Here is a 16,309-nt window from a genome sequence, read left to right on the forward strand (position 1 = left end):
TTGCTTCGCTGACGGTCCTCCCGCTGACAAGGCGTCAGGTCGCCTTGTCAGTTCGCCTCGGTCAGCTCGCCTTGGCCTGTCCCAGCACGCGCATCCAGTTTTCTCCGGCGATCTTGCGGACGTTCTCCGGCGTTGTGATCCGGTGCAGGGCCGCAATCAGATCAGGGTAGCCGGTCGGATCGGCCGGAACGGAGCTTCGGCCGGCGACCATGTCCAGGCCGATTGCGACGTGATCTGCGCCAACCAGCTTGATGACGTAGTCGACATGCTCAGCCCACTCATCCGCCGTCGGCAGCGAAGACAACGCCGTCGGGTCTTCTTTCCAATCTGCCAGCGCAAGCCAGCGCTCACGAAACTCCCGGTCCATGCGTTCGATGAACTCGCCATGGTCGCCGGGCGGCCGCGTGAAGGACGGCTGGTATCCGACCATGCCGAATACCGCCTTGCCGGAATTGGCGGCGCCGGCGGGATTGCTTGCCATCCACTGTCGATAGCGTTTTCCGACCACAGCCGCCGCACCATGAATTCCAATCAGGCCGCCCTTGTTGGCAAGCGCCTTGAGCACCTCGTCGGAGAGTCCAGCGCCCGAAACAGCCTTCACGGTTTCATGGCTGGCGACCACCGGTGCCCGGCTATTCTCTATCAGCTGTGCCTGAACCGCTTCGGTGCCGTGGGCAATATCGATGAGGATACCGAGCTCGTTCATCTGCCTGACGAGCTTGCGGCCGTGCTCGTTGATGCCGCCAAAATGGTCAGGCTTTTCGCCGCCCTGAACAGCCGCGAGCGCGCTGTCGCTGAACGCGTTAAAGCCGGTTTGCGTCGCGAACTGGACGGTCCGCAAACCCAGCCGGTAGAAGGCGTCGAGCACGTCCGGATCGCCTTCATGGTCGAATCCCGACTCGCAGCCGATGAAGACTGCCATGCGTCCGCTGCCGACAATGCGTCGGGCGTCAGCCGGACTGAGCGCGATGGCCATCTTGTCGGCATGCGCTTCGGAAAACCGCAGCAGCGTGTCGATCAGACGAAGGGCCTGCTTCGGGGTGTAGTTGTAGTTCCAGTAGCCGTATGGCCCGATGTTATCGATGATGCAGTTGACACCCGCTGCTCGCGCACGCGCAAAGTCCCACCCGTATTTTGTCGGGGTCCACGGATCGATACCTTCCCAATAAATCCGATTGGTGACGTGCACATGCCCATCCATCACGATCTCAACGGCGTCGGCCGCGGACGCCTTCGTCGTCCAGTTCAGACGATCTGCAAGGCCCGCAACAGCAGCGGCCGCGGCACTCCACCGCAAAACGTCCCGGCGCGTTTGGCCGGAGGCTGGCTTGTTCATCTCTTGTCTCCGAGGGGGAAAATCGTCGGTTGCTTTGGCTGAATGCTTTTAGCCGAATTCAATGATCCGGATAGCCGGCGGCGCGAATATTCGCCTTGCGCCAGAGCAGCCTCAAAACGACTGACAAGGTTTCATGTCGTTGCCCGTCGGTCAGCCGACCGACTCGATCTTGACGGAAGCCTTGTCCGTCAGTGATCGGACCAACGTAAACGTTGGCTATGTCCCGACTGACTCGGCAGGACGGAATTTCGGACCGACAAACACGTTTCCGCTTGCATCGCGCTTGATCTCGCCGATGACCATCGAGACGCGCGCGCCACTGCGAAGATCGGCATTTTCCCAGTCGACAAGCGGGGCCGTCAGCACGGGACCAGCGTCAAGCTTGATCAATCCGATCGCGAACGACGTATTCAAGCCGGGAATGCCACGCAGCACGCGGGTGAAATTAAGAAGCGTACCGGCGCCATCGACCTCGACCCGATCTCTTGCATCCGCTCGCAGCGGATAAGAAATCTCACCCGTTTCAAAGCATTTGCCGCAGACGAGGCGCGGCGGCGGCCCTTCAACGAAAAGGTCGTCACGTAGAGCAATACGTCGGACCATGATGTCCCCCTCCTCCACCCTGATGACGGAGGTCGTCATCGGTTTCGCCGAGCGCTGCTATGAGGTCAGAACAGCTGCCTCACATTTTTCCCTGGAAGACTTTTTTTGTTTTTGTATCCGCTTCGTCGCGGACTCTTGTCACCACCTCGCCGACTATTCGCATCCATCAGCGAAATGGAGATCACCGTAACGATCTTTGTGAAGGTCGCCCTTTCGTGCGTGCAGCGAAAGCACTTTTTTCGCGACAATCCGTCGCGACTCCTGGCAACACTTTTGCATAGCTCAGGCCGGATTGAAAAGCTCTACAGCCGGAAAGGAGCCGTTGATCAAGGCCCCCAGCCAACGTTGTCTATGCAATATTCCGCCGCGCGGGCACCAAATGGCTTTTTTGCACCGCAACAAGGCAACCCGAAAATTCCAGAAGAACGCGGTGGATTCGGTGACGCGGGCACCAGCCACGCCCATCGGCTCGACGTAAGATTGTCTGCTGTTTTGACTGGGGTACCCAAGCTTCCGACGGGAGCAATGAGCCGAAAATTAATACCTTTTAAACTTCCGCCGCCAGTCTAAGGGAGGCCTTTTCCAATCGAAGTCGGAGCATCGTGAGCGTTTCAGTAAATCTGACCAGCTCCGGTTCACTCAAATCACTAAATACGAAATCTTCAACGCCCTCCTGCTGTGTCGACAGGTTCGCGAGTCCTTTGTAGGTCTTGTCGGAAAGCGACAGCAAAACCACACGAGCATCTTCAGACGATGGCTTTCGTCGCATGAAGCCATCCTTTTCAAGCTGCTTGGTCTGCGTCGTTACAAACGATGGGTCGACATGGAGTTTGGCCGACACTTCTCTGACCGAAACACCATTGCCGCGATCAAGATCGTGGACGGCCATCACAATGAGCCATTGCGGACCACTGATCCGCATCACGCCAGCCCAGAAGTAGCGAATATCCTCCATGTGGCTGTTGATCGATAAAATATTCCATACCAGGGTCCGAACCAGCTCACGATCCCGCGGTCGACGGCCGGCCGCCGCCGGCGGGTCCGTCTCATTTGGAATCCTCGATCTGGTGGGAAGGGTAGTACGCCGTGGAGGCATCGTGTCGAGCTCCTTGAGAATCGGCGCGATCATCTAGGAAGCGGGCAGCCTAGAAAACTCACGTTTTGCGGATGTGAGGCCCCCGAAATTGCAGGGCGGTCTGGTCAAAAAAGTGTTGCAGAGAAACCACTACAGCCCGCCTAAATAGATAGCTGCGTAACTCAATTATTGTACTCACCTGACTTTTACATCAAACCTACGCCGTGGGGCGGGGCAGATTCTTCTACCGTCCTTGGCTTGAGGCGCTGTCGTGGGCGCTTGAAGAGTAGCGGGGGCTAAGGACGCGGCCCTTTTTGACGAAGCAACTTGGAGGTTTAACATGAAGACAGTTAAGAGCCTTGTCCTCGGCTCAGCGGCGGGTTTGCTCGCCATGACCGGGGCACAGGCAGCTGATCTTCCCGTAAAGGCCAAAGCGGTCGAATACGTGAGGGTCTGCTCCCTGTATGGTGCGGGATTCTACTACATTCCCGGCACCGACACCTGCATCAAGATCGGTGGTTATCTGCGCATTGACACCACGTTCAACGGCAGCATTTACGACCAGCCGGCGTGGAGCGGCGATCTGGGCAACGGCGATCGCTATCGCGATAGCTACGCCTCTCGTTCGCGTTTTGCTTTGACGGTTGACACCCGCACTGCGTCTGAATACGGCGTGGTCCGCACCTTCGCCCAAGGCGACTTCCAGTTCGACACCCTCGGGACCAACACCTTCAACCCGTCGTCCCTGGCTTCGAACCTCGGCAACAACACCTCGTCACTCCTGATGACGCCCGGCGGTGGCTATGTCGCCGTTGAATACGTCTTCATCCAGTTCGCCGGATTCACCTTCGGTAAATCTTCCTCGGCCTATTCGACGCCCTGGAATGGTTATCCGGGCAACAACACGTCGTTCCTGATCGGTGGCAATGACACCGTCACCGGCGTGAACAACATCCAGTACACCGCGCAATTCGGCAACGGCGTGTCGGCCAGCATCGGTCTCGATGATCCGGAATCGTTCAACCGTACCGCGGTCTATAATCTTTCGACCCCGCTGAGTGCGGTAGGCGTAGGCGGCAACGCTTATGCCGGCGTGCACATGCCGGACGTCGTCGGCAACATCAAGGTCGATCAGGCCTGGGGCCTCTTCCAGTTGTCGGGCGCTTTGCATGAAGTTGACGGTTCGTACAACACGCTTGCCGGGGCTGGCTTGACGCCTGCCAACACGGTTGCGGCGACGGCTTTGTCGCAGCTCAGCGGTCATCCTGAGACCAAATACGGTGGTTCGGTGATGGCGGCATTGCAGATCAAGAACATCCCGACCGGTCCGGGCGACGACATCAAGTTCGACGCCACTTGGGCAAAGGGTGATACGAAGAACGTAATCTCCACCAGCGCAAGCTCTCCGAACTTCCTGATGTTCGGTGGTGTTCCAGGTCAGTTCGGACCTGCTGGCAGCATCGGCTTCGGTGCAACCACGGACGGTGTCTATCTTCCGGCCGCGTCTGGCGGTGACGGATCGATCCATCTGACGACGTCGTATGGTGTTCGCGGTGCGTTCAACCACAACTGGGATCCATACTGGTCGAGCAGCTTGTTCGGCGGCATGGGTTGGGTGCGGTATGATGCAACTGCGCAGGCCAACTACTGCGCTAATTACTATGCAACCATCGGCATCGCCAACGCGGCAACGTCAACCTGCAATCCGAACTTCTCGGTTTCTGAGCTCGGTGTCGTTACCCGATGGACTCCCGTCAAGAACCTGACGTTCTCGGCGGAAACGATGTGGACTCACTTGAACCAGGGCTTCACGGGTACGGCCGTTCTGGCTGGCGGCTCTCCGCTGCCGACAACGACCTACTCGTTCAAGAACCAGGATACGGTGTCCCTCAACGTTCGCGTTCAGCGCAACTTCTGATCGCTTCACTGATTGCAATCGAGCCCGCGGAAAACCTCCGCGGGCTCTTTTTATGTGTTGCAATTAGTTGAGTTACTCATATAATAAGTTTGTTTCTGGCAACCAGAAATATGGAGATATCGACCTCTTCATCTAACCTCCAAAACCTCCGGCAATGCCCTGCCGGAGGTTTTTAATTTTGGACAACCCGCGCGAGCACGCCTGTTTCAGCGGAGCCCCGGTCTCCGGTCAAACCGCATCCCAAAGAGCTGACAGGCGGCCCTCGCACGAGGCTTAGCGTCGTCCACCGCATGATCCCGATCGGAGGCTCTGCGGAAGCCGCTCGACCCAGCAGTGGGTTACGCACAGCGCCTGCTTTGAGCCCCACGGCGCATAGCCTCGGTATGAGAGAATAGAGCCGATCCAGAAAATGTATCGGTCGCCACTGCCGCAAGAAGTGCTTACGCCGCGATCTCCTGGGAGAGCAATGCCGGCTCGTTTCATCGGCCCCTCCTGAAACAAGTCCCGCGATTCGGCCTGCCCTCCCCAAACCGTTTGCGTGGCGGCCGGATATCAGTAATATCTCAGACGTATACAAAAATTAATAATCCAGGGAGGCTTTTATGAGCAGCTTGTCGACAAGCGGCACGATGGGTCTGGCGGCCCCTGCCACTTCAAGTTTGGGATCCTGCACGACCGTTTCTACGATCGCAGGCCGTCTCGAGCGGCTTCCCATGACCTCCTACCAGCGAGGCATTTTCGCAATCATCGCAACCGCCTGGTTCTTCGACAGCATGGATCTCGGCGCCCTCACCTTCGTGCTGGGACCGATACGCCAGAGCTTCGGTCTGTCGACATCGCAGACGGGCCTGCTTTCGAGCATGAGTTTCCTCGGCATGTTCATCGGCGCGGCGTCCGCCGGTGTCCTTGCCGACCGATTCGGACGCACGCGCATCTTCCAGGTCAGCATGATCTTTTGGGGATTGGGCAGCATCCTTTGCGGCTTTGCATCATCGGTCGAAACGCTTGCCGCCGCCCGCGTCCTGCTCGGCTTCGGGATGGGAATGGAATTTCCGGTTGCGCAGTCGATGGTCTCCGAGATCATTCCGGCCAACCAGCGCGGACGCTACATCGCGCTCCTTGAGGGCTTTTGGCCGATCGGCTTCATCGCGTCCGGCATCCTGAGCTTCGCGGTCTTGTCCTTTGCCGACTGGCGATGGGTGTTCATCCTCCAGGGAATTCCGGCCATCTTCGTCTTGATCGTGCGCCGCTACGTGCCGGAGTCGCCGCGCTGGCTTGCAAGCCATGGCGAGGCTGCGCGCGCGGACGCGGTGATGTCGGAAATCGAGGCGAAGGTTTCACAGCGCCTCAACGGAGCTCCGTTGCCGGCTCCCGTGCCGCAGTCGATCGACCAACAGCAGTCGCACGGCCTTTCCACCCTGTTCGCGCCCGGATATGCGCGCCGCACCGTCATGCTGTGGTGCCTGTGGTTCTTTGCGCTCCTGGGCTTCTATGGCTTGACGACCTGGCTCGGCGCGCTGCTGCAAGCCAAAGGCTTCGCGATCACCAAATCCGTCTTCTATACAATACTGATCTCGCTGGCAGGCGTCCCGGGCTTCCTGACCGCTGCCTGGTCGATCGAGGCGCTGGGACGCAAGATCACGCTGATTGGAGCGCTGCTCGGGGCGGCTATCGCCTGTTACTTCTACGGCGCCGCAGCCGACCAGACGCAATTGATCGTCGCGGGACTATGCATGCAGTTCTGTGCGTTCGGAATGTGGTCGGCATTGTATGCTTACACGCCGGAGCTTTACCCGACTCAGATACGCGCAACGGGCACGGGCTTTGCGTCGGCGATCGGACGCGTCGGATCGCTGATCGGGCCGTCGCTGATCGGCTTCATTCTTCCGACGGCCGGACAGTCCGGCGTCTTTGCACTCGGCGCCGGCGCGTTCGTCACGGCGGCCCTTGTCGTTCTCGTTCTTGGCGAAGAGACAAAAGGTCGAACGCTCGAAAGCATTTCGCAGTAGGCCAAGGCGGATTGCCTCGATGTCCGATTGACCCTCTTCATCATGCGTGAAATATCGTCCTGATGGAACCAGGAGGATCACGGCTGATGGCCGCGGACAAACGAACCGGGCGGGCACGCGTTTCCCGGGTTGTCAAACCCAAGATCCGAAACGCGGTCTCGCGCGGCTCAGATCGCGGCGCCATGAAAGCCGATGATGAGCGTGATGACGAAACCCTGACCGATCGTGCTTATCGGCAGATCGAAGAATTGATCGTCACGTTGGCGCTGCCGCCGGAAACCATTTTATCCGAGCAATCCCTTGCGCAACGACTAGGCATCGGCCGCACTCCGATCCGGGAGGCATTGCAGCGCCTTGCCCGCGACGGGCTGGTCGTGATCCTGCCCCGGCGCGGCATCCTGGTTTCGCAAATCAATCTCAAGACGCAAATGCGTCTGCTCGAAGTCCGCCGTGAGCTTGAGCGGCTGATGGCACGCGGCGCGGCGGAGCGCGCAACCCCTGCGGAAACAGCCCGGTTTGCCGGCATCGCCCGAGACATGCGTCTGGCGTCCGATCAGGCCGACGATATGACCTTCATGCGCCTCGACCGCGCGCTCAACGACCTCGTCAGCCAGGCGGCACGAAACGAATTCGCGGCTCGCGCGATGGGGCTGATGCATGGCCTGTCGCGGCGATTCTGGTATCAGCACTACCGGGAAGCAGGCGACTTGCCTCTGTCCGCACGTCTGCACGCGGATCTGGCCGACGCGATCGCCCGGCGCGATGCTGATGCCGCCGGCAAGGCTTCCGATCTTCTCATCGACTATATCGAAAGTTTCGCGCGCAAGACCATCGAGACCTAGTCGAACGAGGCATCGTCGGAAAACGATAATGATCAGAAAACCACAACACTGCGGATCGCCGTGCCGCGCCTGAGCGCCTCGAAGCCTTCGTTGACCTGATCCAGCGAGATTCGCGCTGTTATCAATTCCTCAAGCTGCAGACGGCCGTCCACCGCGGCCTGCGCCAGCATCGGAAAATCGCGGAGCGGACGAGCGCCGCCGTAACTTGAGCGCCTGATACGTTTTTCCTGCATCAGCGAACCCCACCGGAACGAGACATCGTTTTCGACATCGACTTTGCCGAGCCAGATCACCTGCCCGCCCGGACGCACCGCCTCCATGCTCATCCGAAAACCGCGCGGGCTGCCCGCCGATTCCAGGATGACATCGACGCCCCGGCCGCCGGTCATCTTGCGCGCCAGATCGACCGCGTCGCTTTTGCCGACGTTGATGGCGTGCGTGGCGCCCAGACGCCGTGCCAGCTCCAGCTTGCTGTCCTCGAGATCGACAGCGATGATCGCACCGGCGCCCGCCATCCGTGCTCCCTGCACGGCCGACAGACCGACAGCGCCACATCCAACCACCATCACGTGATCGCCATAGTGGATCGAGGCCACGTTGAGTGCCGCGCCAACGCCGGTCATGACTCCGCAGCCGATCAGGCAGGCATGGTCGAAGGGAATCTCTTTTTGAACAACGATCGCCTGCTGCGCCGGCACAATGCAATATTCCGCAAGTGCACCAAGATACATCAAATGCTTGAGTTCGCGGCCGTCGACCAGCTTCGCGCGGCTGCGGCCGTCAAACTGTAGCGCGAGCGGCGCTTGCCGCAGGTAGTCATCGCAAAGAATCGGAAGATCGCGGTCACAATAGAAACAGTGCCCACAATGGGGATTCCAGGAGAGAACGACGTGGTCGCCAGCCGCGACACCGCGCACATCCGTCCCGACCTTCTCGACGACACCCGAGGCCTCATGTCCCAGAATAATCGGCATCGGATTGCGCAAGGCACCTTCGATCACTTCAAGGTCGGTATGGCAAAGCCCTACCGCCTTGATGCGGACCAGGGCGTCACCCGCCCCCAACTCTCCCGCTTCGATCGTCTCGATTACGAGCGGAGATTTCGGCGCGTGAAGAACCGCCGCCTTGTAGCTGAGCGCCACCGGAAATCTCCCTTACCTGCCGCCGCTCAGTGCGCTAGGGCTTTTCCCGAGCTGCGTCAACACAGCGTCGATGTCGGCAGTGGTCATCTCCCATTCATTGCCGAAATTGGCAACGACGGCTTTCATAAAGGGTTCGACAAGGGCTTTGGCCTCAGCGCTATCGCTTAGATGAGCGGCAAGGATCGCCAACGCGAGCTGCCGGGGTTCGGGGCCTTCGTAGCTCCATTCAAAACCGTTCGCTGTGTAGCGATGAATATCCAATCTTTGATCGAGAGGTTGTCCGTCGACCGTCACTTTGACGCCGTCAATGGTACGGTCCCCGCAAAACGTCTTCATTGCCTGTTCCCTCCCCGAACGCTGCCTTTATAAAGCGATTGCGACCATGATAGATTAGTGATATATTAGATGACAGCGGATAAGTCACGTTTTTCTGGCGCCCGGAGACGACGATGGAACTAGCTTCAACACCGATGTCGGACCGCCAGCGCCGTTACCGCGACACCTATCGGGAGCGTGTCGCCGGCTGGTACAACGGATGGCTCCACGTATTCATCATCTATACGATCGGCTTCACCGCCCTCTACATTTATCTCTCCAACCTGCACGATGTCAGGGCATGGGAGCTTGTCATCATTCCCGTGACCTTCCTTGGCGCCAATTTCTTCGAGTGGTGGATCCATCGGTTCGTGATGCATCGCCCTTCGCAAATCAAGGCGTTTCGTGCGATCTACAATCGTCACACCTTGATGCATCATCAATTCTTCACCGAAAAGGAGATGCGGTTCGCCGACCACCATGATTGGCGCGTGACGTTCTTTCCGCCCTACGCTCTTGCAACGTTTACGTTGATGTCGATTCCGCTGGCGATCATTGCAGCCTATGTCGCTTCTCCGAACGTCGGCTGGCTCCTGATCTCGACGACGACGTCGATGTATCTGATCTACGAATTCATGCATTTTTGCTGCCATGTGGACGAAAACTGGTTCGTTCGGAATGCACCATTCGTGAACACCATTCGTCGCCACCACACGGCGCATCATGACCAGTCAATCATGATGGAGCGGAATATGAACCTGACCTTTCCGGTCATGGACTGGCTGTTCGGTACTTCCGATCTGGATCGTGGTTTGCTTGGTCATTTGTTCAACGGCTATGAGACGCGCTTCATCAAGCGCAACATGCGCAAGACAGCACGGACACCACGGCTGGATTCCTTGACCAGCGGCGTTCCCGCGGAGTAACCGCGACCATGGCCGGCATAGAGCCCAATGGGCTGGCACTTCTGATGTTCGGCACGACCTTCGCCGCCTGCTGCCTTGGTTTCTTTACGATCATCGGCATGTTTCCGCTTCATGCGCGACCTCAGTCGCTCTCCGGTGCGCCAGGCATCGCGCTTGTCGCCATCAATGCTGTCTTGCTGATCCTGCTGCTGCTCAGCGTCGTCTCGTTTGCTCACGAGACACTGCGCTGGACATCGGTTGTCGTTTTTGGCGGACTGATTTTTCTTTTCGTCCCGTCGGTCTTTCAGGCGATACCGAACAAATGGCGTGACAGCCGCGGCGGCCTCGCTATTCTCGGCGTCGTTCAGTTCACCGCTCTGGCGGCTCTGCTGTCGCCACTGCAGATCTTTTCGGCCTTGTAAGGAACCTGCCGATGCCGTTTCCGATCAAAACAGCCTTGTCGGTGATCGTCCTGCTGGTCGCCTGCGCCGGCTATTACTACGAAGCCTCCATCGGGATGCATGGGCCTAAAATAGCAATCATGCTGCTGGCACCGTTCATGGTCGTCGCCATGTGGATTTTCCCGGAAGTGACCCGCCGCAAGGCAGAATGATCGGCCGCTTGAGCGCGCGCTCGACGCCGCGGGCTATCCAAGGGCCGGACCGGACCTGATTCGGCAAATCGTCAACGAAGAGTTAATCCACGCTCTGTAAACTGGCTAGACCTCTTAACCCTGCTCAGGTTTAGCCTCACATGAAAATTGGCACCTTGTTGACGGTCTCCGTCATTTCGCTCGCGGCTGTGGGCGGAGCTGTCTCCGCCTATGTGGCTGTGTCCAAATACGGGACGATGGATAGTATTGCGGTCGCGCAGCGACGTTTGGAAGTCGTGCGGGCCGTGGGAGACATTCCACGATATCTCAACCCCGAGCGGGGTTTTGCTACGAATATCCTGTTCGGGCCACCCGTTGTCGACGCGAAAGAGAGAACCGCGCTCGACACTTACCGCAAGTCCACCGACGCAGCCGTGACCGTAATGGACAACGTGCGAAATGGCTCGATAGCCGGATTGGATGACCAAACGGCCATCGCCGCAACGATCGACGATGTCAAAAGGCAGCTCGCCACGTTGCGCCAAGATGCCGACCGGGCAATCGATGGGCCAGTCGAGGCTCGCCGAGACGCAGCAAAGAAATTGGTATCCGAAAATTCGGCCTTGAACGGCCTCGTCACCGCATTGCTGGAAGAGCAAGTGCGCCGTATGGCTCCGTCGCATGGCGGTGCGTACCGCCAGGCAACTTACGCAAATATCGCCTGGTTGTTGCGCGACATGGGCGGTCTTAACGCAAGCCTCCACAAGAATCTGGTCGGCGCAAAACGCGTCGCGACCGATGCCGAGCGAATGGAACTCAGCCGATCACAAGGCAAGACCGACCAGATCCTGGTTTCGCTGCAGGCATTGCGAGGTAATCCAGCCACTCCCGCCAATGTCGCGACTGCCCTCAATCAGATGCAGGAAGCTTATGCCGAGCGCTTTGGCGAGGAGTTGAAGTTGGCCAAGGCGGGTGCAGCCAGCGGGCAATATGCGCATGACGTCGATACGTATTATGCGGAATCGCAGCGCGGGCTCGGATCGATTATCGCCGTGAGGGACGCCTTTTACGATAATGCGGAGACGCAGCTGGTGTCCTCTTACGGGGACGCAAGGTTCAGCTTTCTTGCCGCGCTCGCAGGTCTCGTCGCAGTTTCCGCTGCGGGTATCGGCCTGGTCATTATGGTTCGTCGCCGGATTTGCCGGCCGATCGTCGAGATAACGGCCTCGATGACTCGTCTCGCTGGCGGCGACGTTGCTGGCGAAATACCCGCGAGCGGTCGCGATGACGAGATAGGCGCGATGGCGGCTGCCGTCCGTGTATTCAAGGATAATATGATCCGCGCGGATCGCCTGTCGGCCGAACAAGCCGTCGAGAGCGACACCAAATTGCGCCGCGGGCAGCTCCTTGCCGATCTCACCCATTCATTCGAGGCCAAGGTCAGTGAATTGGTCAATGGTCTATCATCCGCATCGGTGATGCTCGAAGAGGCCGCCCGATCGATGTCATCGACAGCCGCGGACACCAACCGGCAGGCCAACGTCGTGGCGGGAGCATCCGAGCAGACGTCAGCGAATGTGCAGACCGTTGCCAGCGCCACTGAGGAATTAACCTCCTCGATCGCCGAGATCGGCCGGCAAGTCGCGCAATCCGCCCAAATATCGGCGCGCGCCGTAGAAAACGTGCGCCGGACCGGCGACACCGCGCAGTCGCTTGCCGCAGGCGCCCAGAAGATCGGCGACGTCGTGACTTTGATACAGAGTATTGCCGCGCAGACGAATCTGCTGGCGCTCAACGCGACGATCGAGGCGGCTCGAGCTGGCGAAGCCGGTAAGGGTTTCGCTGTGGTTGCATCTGAGGTGAAGTCGCTGGCTGGTCAGACGGCCAAGGCAACTACCGAGATCTCCGAGCAAGTCGCCGCCATCCAGGCCGCGAGCGATGAGACGGTCAGCGCCATCCGGAACGTCGTCGAGGTTATCGCAGAGATCGATCAGATCGGTATTGCGATCGCCAGCGCCATCAGGGAACAGGGGTCGGCGACGTCGGAGATTGCCCGAAACGTCCAGCAGGCGGCGAATGGCACCCAGCAGGTGACCTCGAATATCGTCACCGTCCAGCAAGCCGCCAACGACACCGGGGCCGCTTCAGGCCAGGTGCTGAGCGCGGCCGAGCAACTTTCGCAGCAGTCGAAAGACCTCACCAACGAGGTCAATCGCTTCCTTTCGGACGTCAGGGCCGCCTAAGCGCCGACGAGGCGCACCAGCCGACACGCTGCGCCTCTGCCCTCACCTTGGCTTTCCAGCTTTTGGTAAAGAGCTTGAAGCCTCCGATGTCGCGGCAACGCGCAAGTCGTTGTCTTCGAAACGGCGGAGCGATGATTTGCATACCAATCGGCAAAGCGCCGGACACGGCATAGGTACCGCAGCGATTGGTAGACTTGCCGGAGCAGGCAGCTGCATGAGGTGGCCAAGCATGGCGCAGCATGTGATCCACGCCATTGATGCTCGTTGTAAGATCGACGGCGCGGCGTCAGCATAAAGTCCCAATTCAAACAGATCCGCAGAATGTTGCCTTTAGTAGCGATAAAGCTGCGGAGCCAAGCCCGGGCAAAGTCTGGTGCGCCGCTTGGGCAGTAGCGAAGCGCTGCTCTCGCTGAGCGGCGGAAGCCGGCCCGGATGGTTTTTCCTGCTCTACTTCAATGGACGGTATCAGCCGCCGAAGAAGGCTTTTCAAATAATAAGACGGCAGGGAAAATCCCTGCCGTCTTTTTTGTTTTGCTATTCGCGCGCGATCAACGGAGCAGCTGGAGCACGCTCTGCTGCGACTGGTTGGCGAGCGCCAGCGCGGAGACCGCGATCGACTGGCGGGTCGACAGCGCCTGGCTGTTGGCCGCTTCCTCGTTCGGATCGGCCAGCGTCAGGTTCGAGGCGCCGGTCTGCAGCACGTTGATCAGGTTCTTGTTGAAGTCCTGACGGATCTGCACGACCGACAGGTTCGAACCGAGCGAAGAAGCTTCCGTGCGCAGCGTGGTGCTGGCCTGGGTCAACGTCGACAACACGGCATTGGCAGAGTTGCTGTCCAGGAAGTCTTTGCCGGCGGTGAGGTTCGAAAGGCCGAGGCCGGCGTCGTTGAAGGTCACGCCGGAGATCGACAGCTTCGAAGCGCCGGTTTCGTCGAACGTCAGGTCCAGGGTATCGCCGTTCAGCAGGTTGATGCCGTTGAACGAGGAATCCTGCGCGGTGGTGTTGATCTGCGCCATCACCTGGTTGTACTGCGCCACCAGGCTGGCGCGGGTCGCCTGCGAGTTCGGATCGGCGACCGGAGCCGCGCCGCCGGCCGCCACGGCGGCGAAGGCTGCCCCCGATGTTGTCACGGCCGTACCGCCGACCGCACCGACCGTGCCCGAAGCCGCGTTGTTGGTGGTCGTGATGGTGATCGCACCGCTGCTGGAGTCGATGCTGGCCTGCAGGTCATTCGCCGCCAACGCCGTATTGAGCTGGTTGAGCGTCGAAACCTGGTTGGCGCCGGTGCCGAAGGTGATGGAGGTCGCTGTCGTGCTGCTGTTGGTCGCAGCGATCGTCAGCGTTTCGGCGCTCAGTCCCGAACCCGCCGTGCCGGTGGCGGCCGTCGTCGTCGCTGTGACGCCGGTCGAGCCGGCGGTGGCCGTGCCGGTCACGGCGGTGACTGCGATGCTGGAGGTCGTACCCGTTGTATTCGAAGTGAACACCAACTTGCCGCTCGCGACCGAAGCGATGGTGGTCGCACCGGTGTTGTCGTACTGGTAGTTGACGAGGCTGGCGACATCAGCGGCGCTCAGGCTGGCCGCGTTGAGCGGCGTACCGGTGGTGTGGGCCGTGTTGTATGCGTCGACACTTGCTTTGCTGAGCGAAATGGTCTTGGCCGCAGCGCCGTCGACCGCGACAGTGAAGGTCTCGTCGTCCGCGGCAACCGCGGCAGTACCATGATTGGTGGTGTCGGTGGTGGGCAGACCGAGCGAGCCTGTGCCCAAGGTGCCTGTATAGCCAGTGATGGACACCTCCGAAGACGCACCGGGGCTGGCGGCGGAAGCGATCTGAAGCTGACCACCGCTCACGGTCACCGGACCGGTGGGGGTCGTGGTACCCGTATCACCACCGAACTGGTAATTGATGAGGGCGGCGACGTTAGCTGCGGTCAGGCTGGTTTCGGTGAGCGAAGAGCTGGTGTTGGTGTTGTATGTGTCAACCTCGGCCTTATCGAGAGTGATGGTCTTCGAAACGCCGTCAACGTTCAGCGTGAAGGAGGCGGTGTTGGTCGTGCTGAGATCAAGCGCCGCGAAGCCGGTACCCGTAATATCAGCAGCCGTCGTCGAGCCGTCAGTACCATTCTTGGTGGTGTTGGTGGTGGGCAGACCGGTCGTGTCGGTCACAGTACCAGCGGTTGCGTAGTTGGTAATGGCTACCGACGAGGACGTACCGGTGGTGGAGGAAGTGAACTGAAGCTCACCGCTGCCGTTCACCGACGCCGGGCCGGTGACAGTGGCCGCGCCAGTGGCAGGGCTACCTGCGAGCTGGTAATTGATGAGGTTGGCGACGTCCGTCGCGGTGAGCGCGGTGGGACTGGTACCGTTGGTGCCGCTGAGAGTGCCACCGGCGGTCTTGAAGGCAGTGACATTTGCGGCATTGAGGGTAACGGTCTGCGCAGTGCCGCCGTTAACACTCAGTTTGAAGCTAACACTGGCTCCCGCGCCGCTGAGGTCGAGATTCGCGAAGGTGCCGCCCGTAACAGTAGCCGCCGTCGCGTTACCCGCACCCGAGACGTTGAGGGTCGTGAAGGCGCCCTCGGTGACCGAACCAGCCGTCGGCACATTGGCGCCGAGCAGGTTATCGGCGGTGGCGCCGCTGATGGCGGTGGAGGTGACACTGGACTTCGTGGTGTAGCCGGTGGGCGCCTGCAGCACCTGGTTGGCAATCGACTGGGCGTTTGAGACCAGGCTCTGCAGCGAGGTCAGGCCGGTGTTGGCGGCCTGCAGCACCTGCACGCCGTTGCCGATACCGTCCAGCAGGCTGTTGATGTCGCTGGCGCGGTTGTTGAGGGACTGCGCCGTGAAATAGCTGGTCGGGTTATCGAGCGCCGAGTTGACGGCGTTGCCCGTGGCGAGATCGTTTTGGGTGGTGGCGAGGAGGGCTGCGGTCGACTGCAGCGAGAGCAGGTTCTGGCGAACCGATGCCGAGAGAACAATGCCGGACATTTTAGATCCTTCCTGGTTTCATCAAGCCATTCTTGACCCGCGTATCTCCGGCGAAAGAATCTAACAAAGAGTCAAACCACCCCGTACAACTCGAACTAGAAGCAAACCGCGCCCGACTCGTAATTAATGCGTCCTGAATCGCTGGCCGGTAACCTGAATCATCAGTTTATTTCGTTGTCACCGATAACGGCGATCTCAACACACGAGTAACTATGTTCGGCTGGCCTGCAGCAAGATCGGTATCAACCTATATCACCAACGATCTCCGCCATAACTAAGGTTAACGCGCGGAAAACCATATTGTCGAAGAGGCACAGCATATCGCCGGAAAAATCGGCGGCG

14 protein-coding genes are annotated in these 16,309 nt (G+C 59.6%); 8 read left to right on the top strand and 6 right to left on the bottom strand.

All coding sequences use genetic code 11. The features are described from left to right. Window positions 1-61: 61 nt before the first annotated feature. Together BLV09_RS14415 and BLV09_RS14420 are read right to left on the bottom strand one after the other, a co-directional pair. Window positions 62-1,336, bottom strand: a complete 1,275-nt coding sequence (locus BLV09_RS14415; RefSeq protein ID WP_146687800.1) for a dipeptidase — start codon at window positions 1,334-1,336, stop codon at window positions 62-64. A gap of 216 nt (window positions 1,337-1,552) precedes the next feature. Next, window positions 1,553-1,939, bottom strand: coding sequence for a Zn-ribbon domain-containing OB-fold protein (locus tag BLV09_RS14420; protein ID WP_167558726.1), 387 nt, complete (start codon window positions 1,937-1,939; stop codon window positions 1,553-1,555). Between the two features lie 174 nt (window positions 1,940-2,113). On the opposite strand from BLV09_RS14420, the gene BLV09_RS14425 reads away from it, so the two are divergent. Further along, a complete protein-coding gene (locus BLV09_RS14425; protein WP_146687801.1) occupies window positions 2,114-2,509 on the top strand; it encodes a hypothetical protein in 396 nt (131 codons plus the stop codon). Here the strand turns inward: BLV09_RS14425 and BLV09_RS14430 are convergent. After that, the gene (locus BLV09_RS14430) at window positions 2,487-3,068 is read right to left on the bottom strand and encodes a MarR family winged helix-turn-helix transcriptional regulator (RefSeq protein WP_244549085.1); all 582 of its coding nucleotides are present in this window, start codon (window positions 3,066-3,068) and stop codon (window positions 2,487-2,489) included. The two genes, BLV09_RS14425 and BLV09_RS14430, sit on opposite strands and share 23 nt — an antisense overlap. Before the next feature lie 286 nt (window positions 3,069-3,354). Between BLV09_RS14430 and BLV09_RS14435 the strand changes: the two genes are divergently transcribed. The 3 genes from BLV09_RS14435 (at window position 3,355) to BLV09_RS14445 (ending at window position 7,783) form a co-directional block, all read left to right on the top strand. Further along, on the top strand, window positions 3,355-4,932 hold the full coding sequence (locus tag BLV09_RS14435; RefSeq protein WP_100380426.1) for a porin: 1,578 nt from the start codon (window positions 3,355-3,357) through the stop codon (window positions 4,930-4,932). A gap of 713 nt (window positions 4,933-5,645) precedes the next feature. After that, window positions 5,646-6,941, top strand: a complete 1,296-nt coding sequence (locus BLV09_RS14440; protein WP_244549086.1) for an MFS transporter — start codon at window positions 5,646-5,648, stop codon at window positions 6,939-6,941. A gap of 182 nt (window positions 6,942-7,123) precedes the next feature. Further along, window positions 7,124-7,783, top strand: a complete 660-nt coding sequence (locus BLV09_RS14445; protein WP_244549087.1) for a GntR family transcriptional regulator — start codon at window positions 7,124-7,126, stop codon at window positions 7,781-7,783. Between the two features lie 32 nt (window positions 7,784-7,815). Here the strand turns inward: BLV09_RS14445 and BLV09_RS14450 are convergent, their stop codons facing one another. Further along, window positions 7,816-8,925 (bottom strand): Zn-dependent alcohol dehydrogenase, encoded by a 1,110-nt coding sequence (locus BLV09_RS14450; RefSeq protein WP_146687804.1) that lies wholly within the window; start codon window positions 8,923-8,925, stop codon window positions 7,816-7,818. Between the two features lie 12 nt (window positions 8,926-8,937). Further along, window positions 8,938-9,261 carry a DUF6166 domain-containing protein gene (locus BLV09_RS14455; RefSeq protein ID WP_146687805.1) on the bottom strand — a complete coding sequence of 108 codons (324 nt, stop codon included), beginning with the start codon at window positions 9,259-9,261 and terminating at the stop codon, window positions 8,938-8,940. Between the two features lie 113 nt (window positions 9,262-9,374). Here BLV09_RS14455 and BLV09_RS14460 point away from each other — a divergent pair, with 113 nt between their 5' ends. From BLV09_RS14460 to BLV09_RS14475, 4 genes are all read left to right on the top strand, one after another. After that, complete coding sequence (locus tag BLV09_RS14460) at window positions 9,375-10,166, top strand: sterol desaturase family protein (RefSeq protein WP_146687806.1); 792 nt, start codon at window positions 9,375-9,377, stop codon at window positions 10,164-10,166. A gap of 8 nt (window positions 10,167-10,174) precedes the next feature. Continuing rightward, the gene (locus tag BLV09_RS14465) at window positions 10,175-10,567 is read left to right on the top strand and encodes a hypothetical protein (RefSeq protein WP_146687807.1); all 393 of its coding nucleotides are present in this window, start codon (window positions 10,175-10,177) and stop codon (window positions 10,565-10,567) included. A gap of 11 nt (window positions 10,568-10,578) precedes the next feature. Continuing rightward, window positions 10,579-10,758, top strand: a complete 180-nt coding sequence (locus BLV09_RS14470) for a hypothetical protein (RefSeq protein WP_100380418.1) — start codon at window positions 10,579-10,581, stop codon at window positions 10,756-10,758. Window positions 10,759-10,898: 140 nt separating this feature from the next. After that, window positions 10,899-12,980 (top strand): methyl-accepting chemotaxis protein, encoded by a 2,082-nt coding sequence (locus BLV09_RS14475; protein ID WP_146687808.1) that lies wholly within the window; start codon window positions 10,899-10,901, stop codon window positions 12,978-12,980. Between the two features lie 548 nt (window positions 12,981-13,528). Here BLV09_RS14475 and BLV09_RS14480 read toward each other — a convergent pair. Then, window positions 13,529-15,967, bottom strand: a complete 2,439-nt coding sequence (locus BLV09_RS14480; RefSeq protein WP_146687809.1) for a flagellin — start codon at window positions 15,965-15,967, stop codon at window positions 13,529-13,531. Between the last annotated feature and the right edge of the window lie 342 nt (window positions 15,968-16,309).

The organism is Bradyrhizobium canariense (assembly GCF_900105125.1).
In the GTDB taxonomy this organism is placed as follows: Bacteria; Pseudomonadota; Alphaproteobacteria; order Rhizobiales; family Xanthobacteraceae; genus Bradyrhizobium; species Bradyrhizobium canariense_A.

Bases quoted from the DNA above. Each gene is read 5' to 3' on its own strand.
- BLV09_RS14465 (WP_146687807.1), top strand. From the start codon at position 10,175: ATGGCCGGCATAGAGCCCAATGGGCTGGCACTTCTGATGTTCGGCACG.
- BLV09_RS14445 (WP_244549087.1), top strand. From the start codon at position 7,124: ATGAAAGCCGATGATGAGCGTGATGACGAAACCCTGACCGATCGTGCT.
- BLV09_RS14455 (WP_146687805.1), bottom strand. From the start codon at position 9,261: ATGAAGACGTTTTGCGGGGACCGTACCATTGACGGCGTCAAAGTGACG.
- BLV09_RS14420 (WP_167558726.1), bottom strand. From the start codon at position 1,939: ATGGTCCGACGTATTGCTCTACGTGACGACCTTTTCGTTGAAGGGCCG.
- BLV09_RS14415 (WP_146687800.1), bottom strand. From the start codon at position 1,336: ATGAACAAGCCAGCCTCCGGCCAAACGCGCCGGGACGTTTTGCGGTGG.
- BLV09_RS14435 (WP_100380426.1), top strand. From the start codon at position 3,355: ATGAAGACAGTTAAGAGCCTTGTCCTCGGCTCAGCGGCGGGTTTGCTC.
- BLV09_RS14425 (WP_146687801.1), top strand. From the start codon at position 2,114: ATGGAGATCACCGTAACGATCTTTGTGAAGGTCGCCCTTTCGTGCGTG.
- BLV09_RS14430 (WP_244549085.1), bottom strand. From the start codon at position 3,068: ATGATCGCGCCGATTCTCAAGGAGCTCGACACGATGCCTCCACGGCGT.
- BLV09_RS14440 (WP_244549086.1), top strand. From the start codon at position 5,646: ATGACCTCCTACCAGCGAGGCATTTTCGCAATCATCGCAACCGCCTGG.
- BLV09_RS14480 (WP_146687809.1), bottom strand. From the start codon at position 15,967: ATGTCCGGCATTGTTCTCTCGGCATCGGTTCGCCAGAACCTGCTCTCG.
- BLV09_RS14470 (WP_100380418.1), top strand. From the start codon at position 10,579: ATGCCGTTTCCGATCAAAACAGCCTTGTCGGTGATCGTCCTGCTGGTC.
- BLV09_RS14460 (WP_146687806.1), top strand. From the start codon at position 9,375: ATGGAACTAGCTTCAACACCGATGTCGGACCGCCAGCGCCGTTACCGC.
- BLV09_RS14475 (WP_146687808.1), top strand. From the start codon at position 10,899: ATGAAAATTGGCACCTTGTTGACGGTCTCCGTCATTTCGCTCGCGGCT.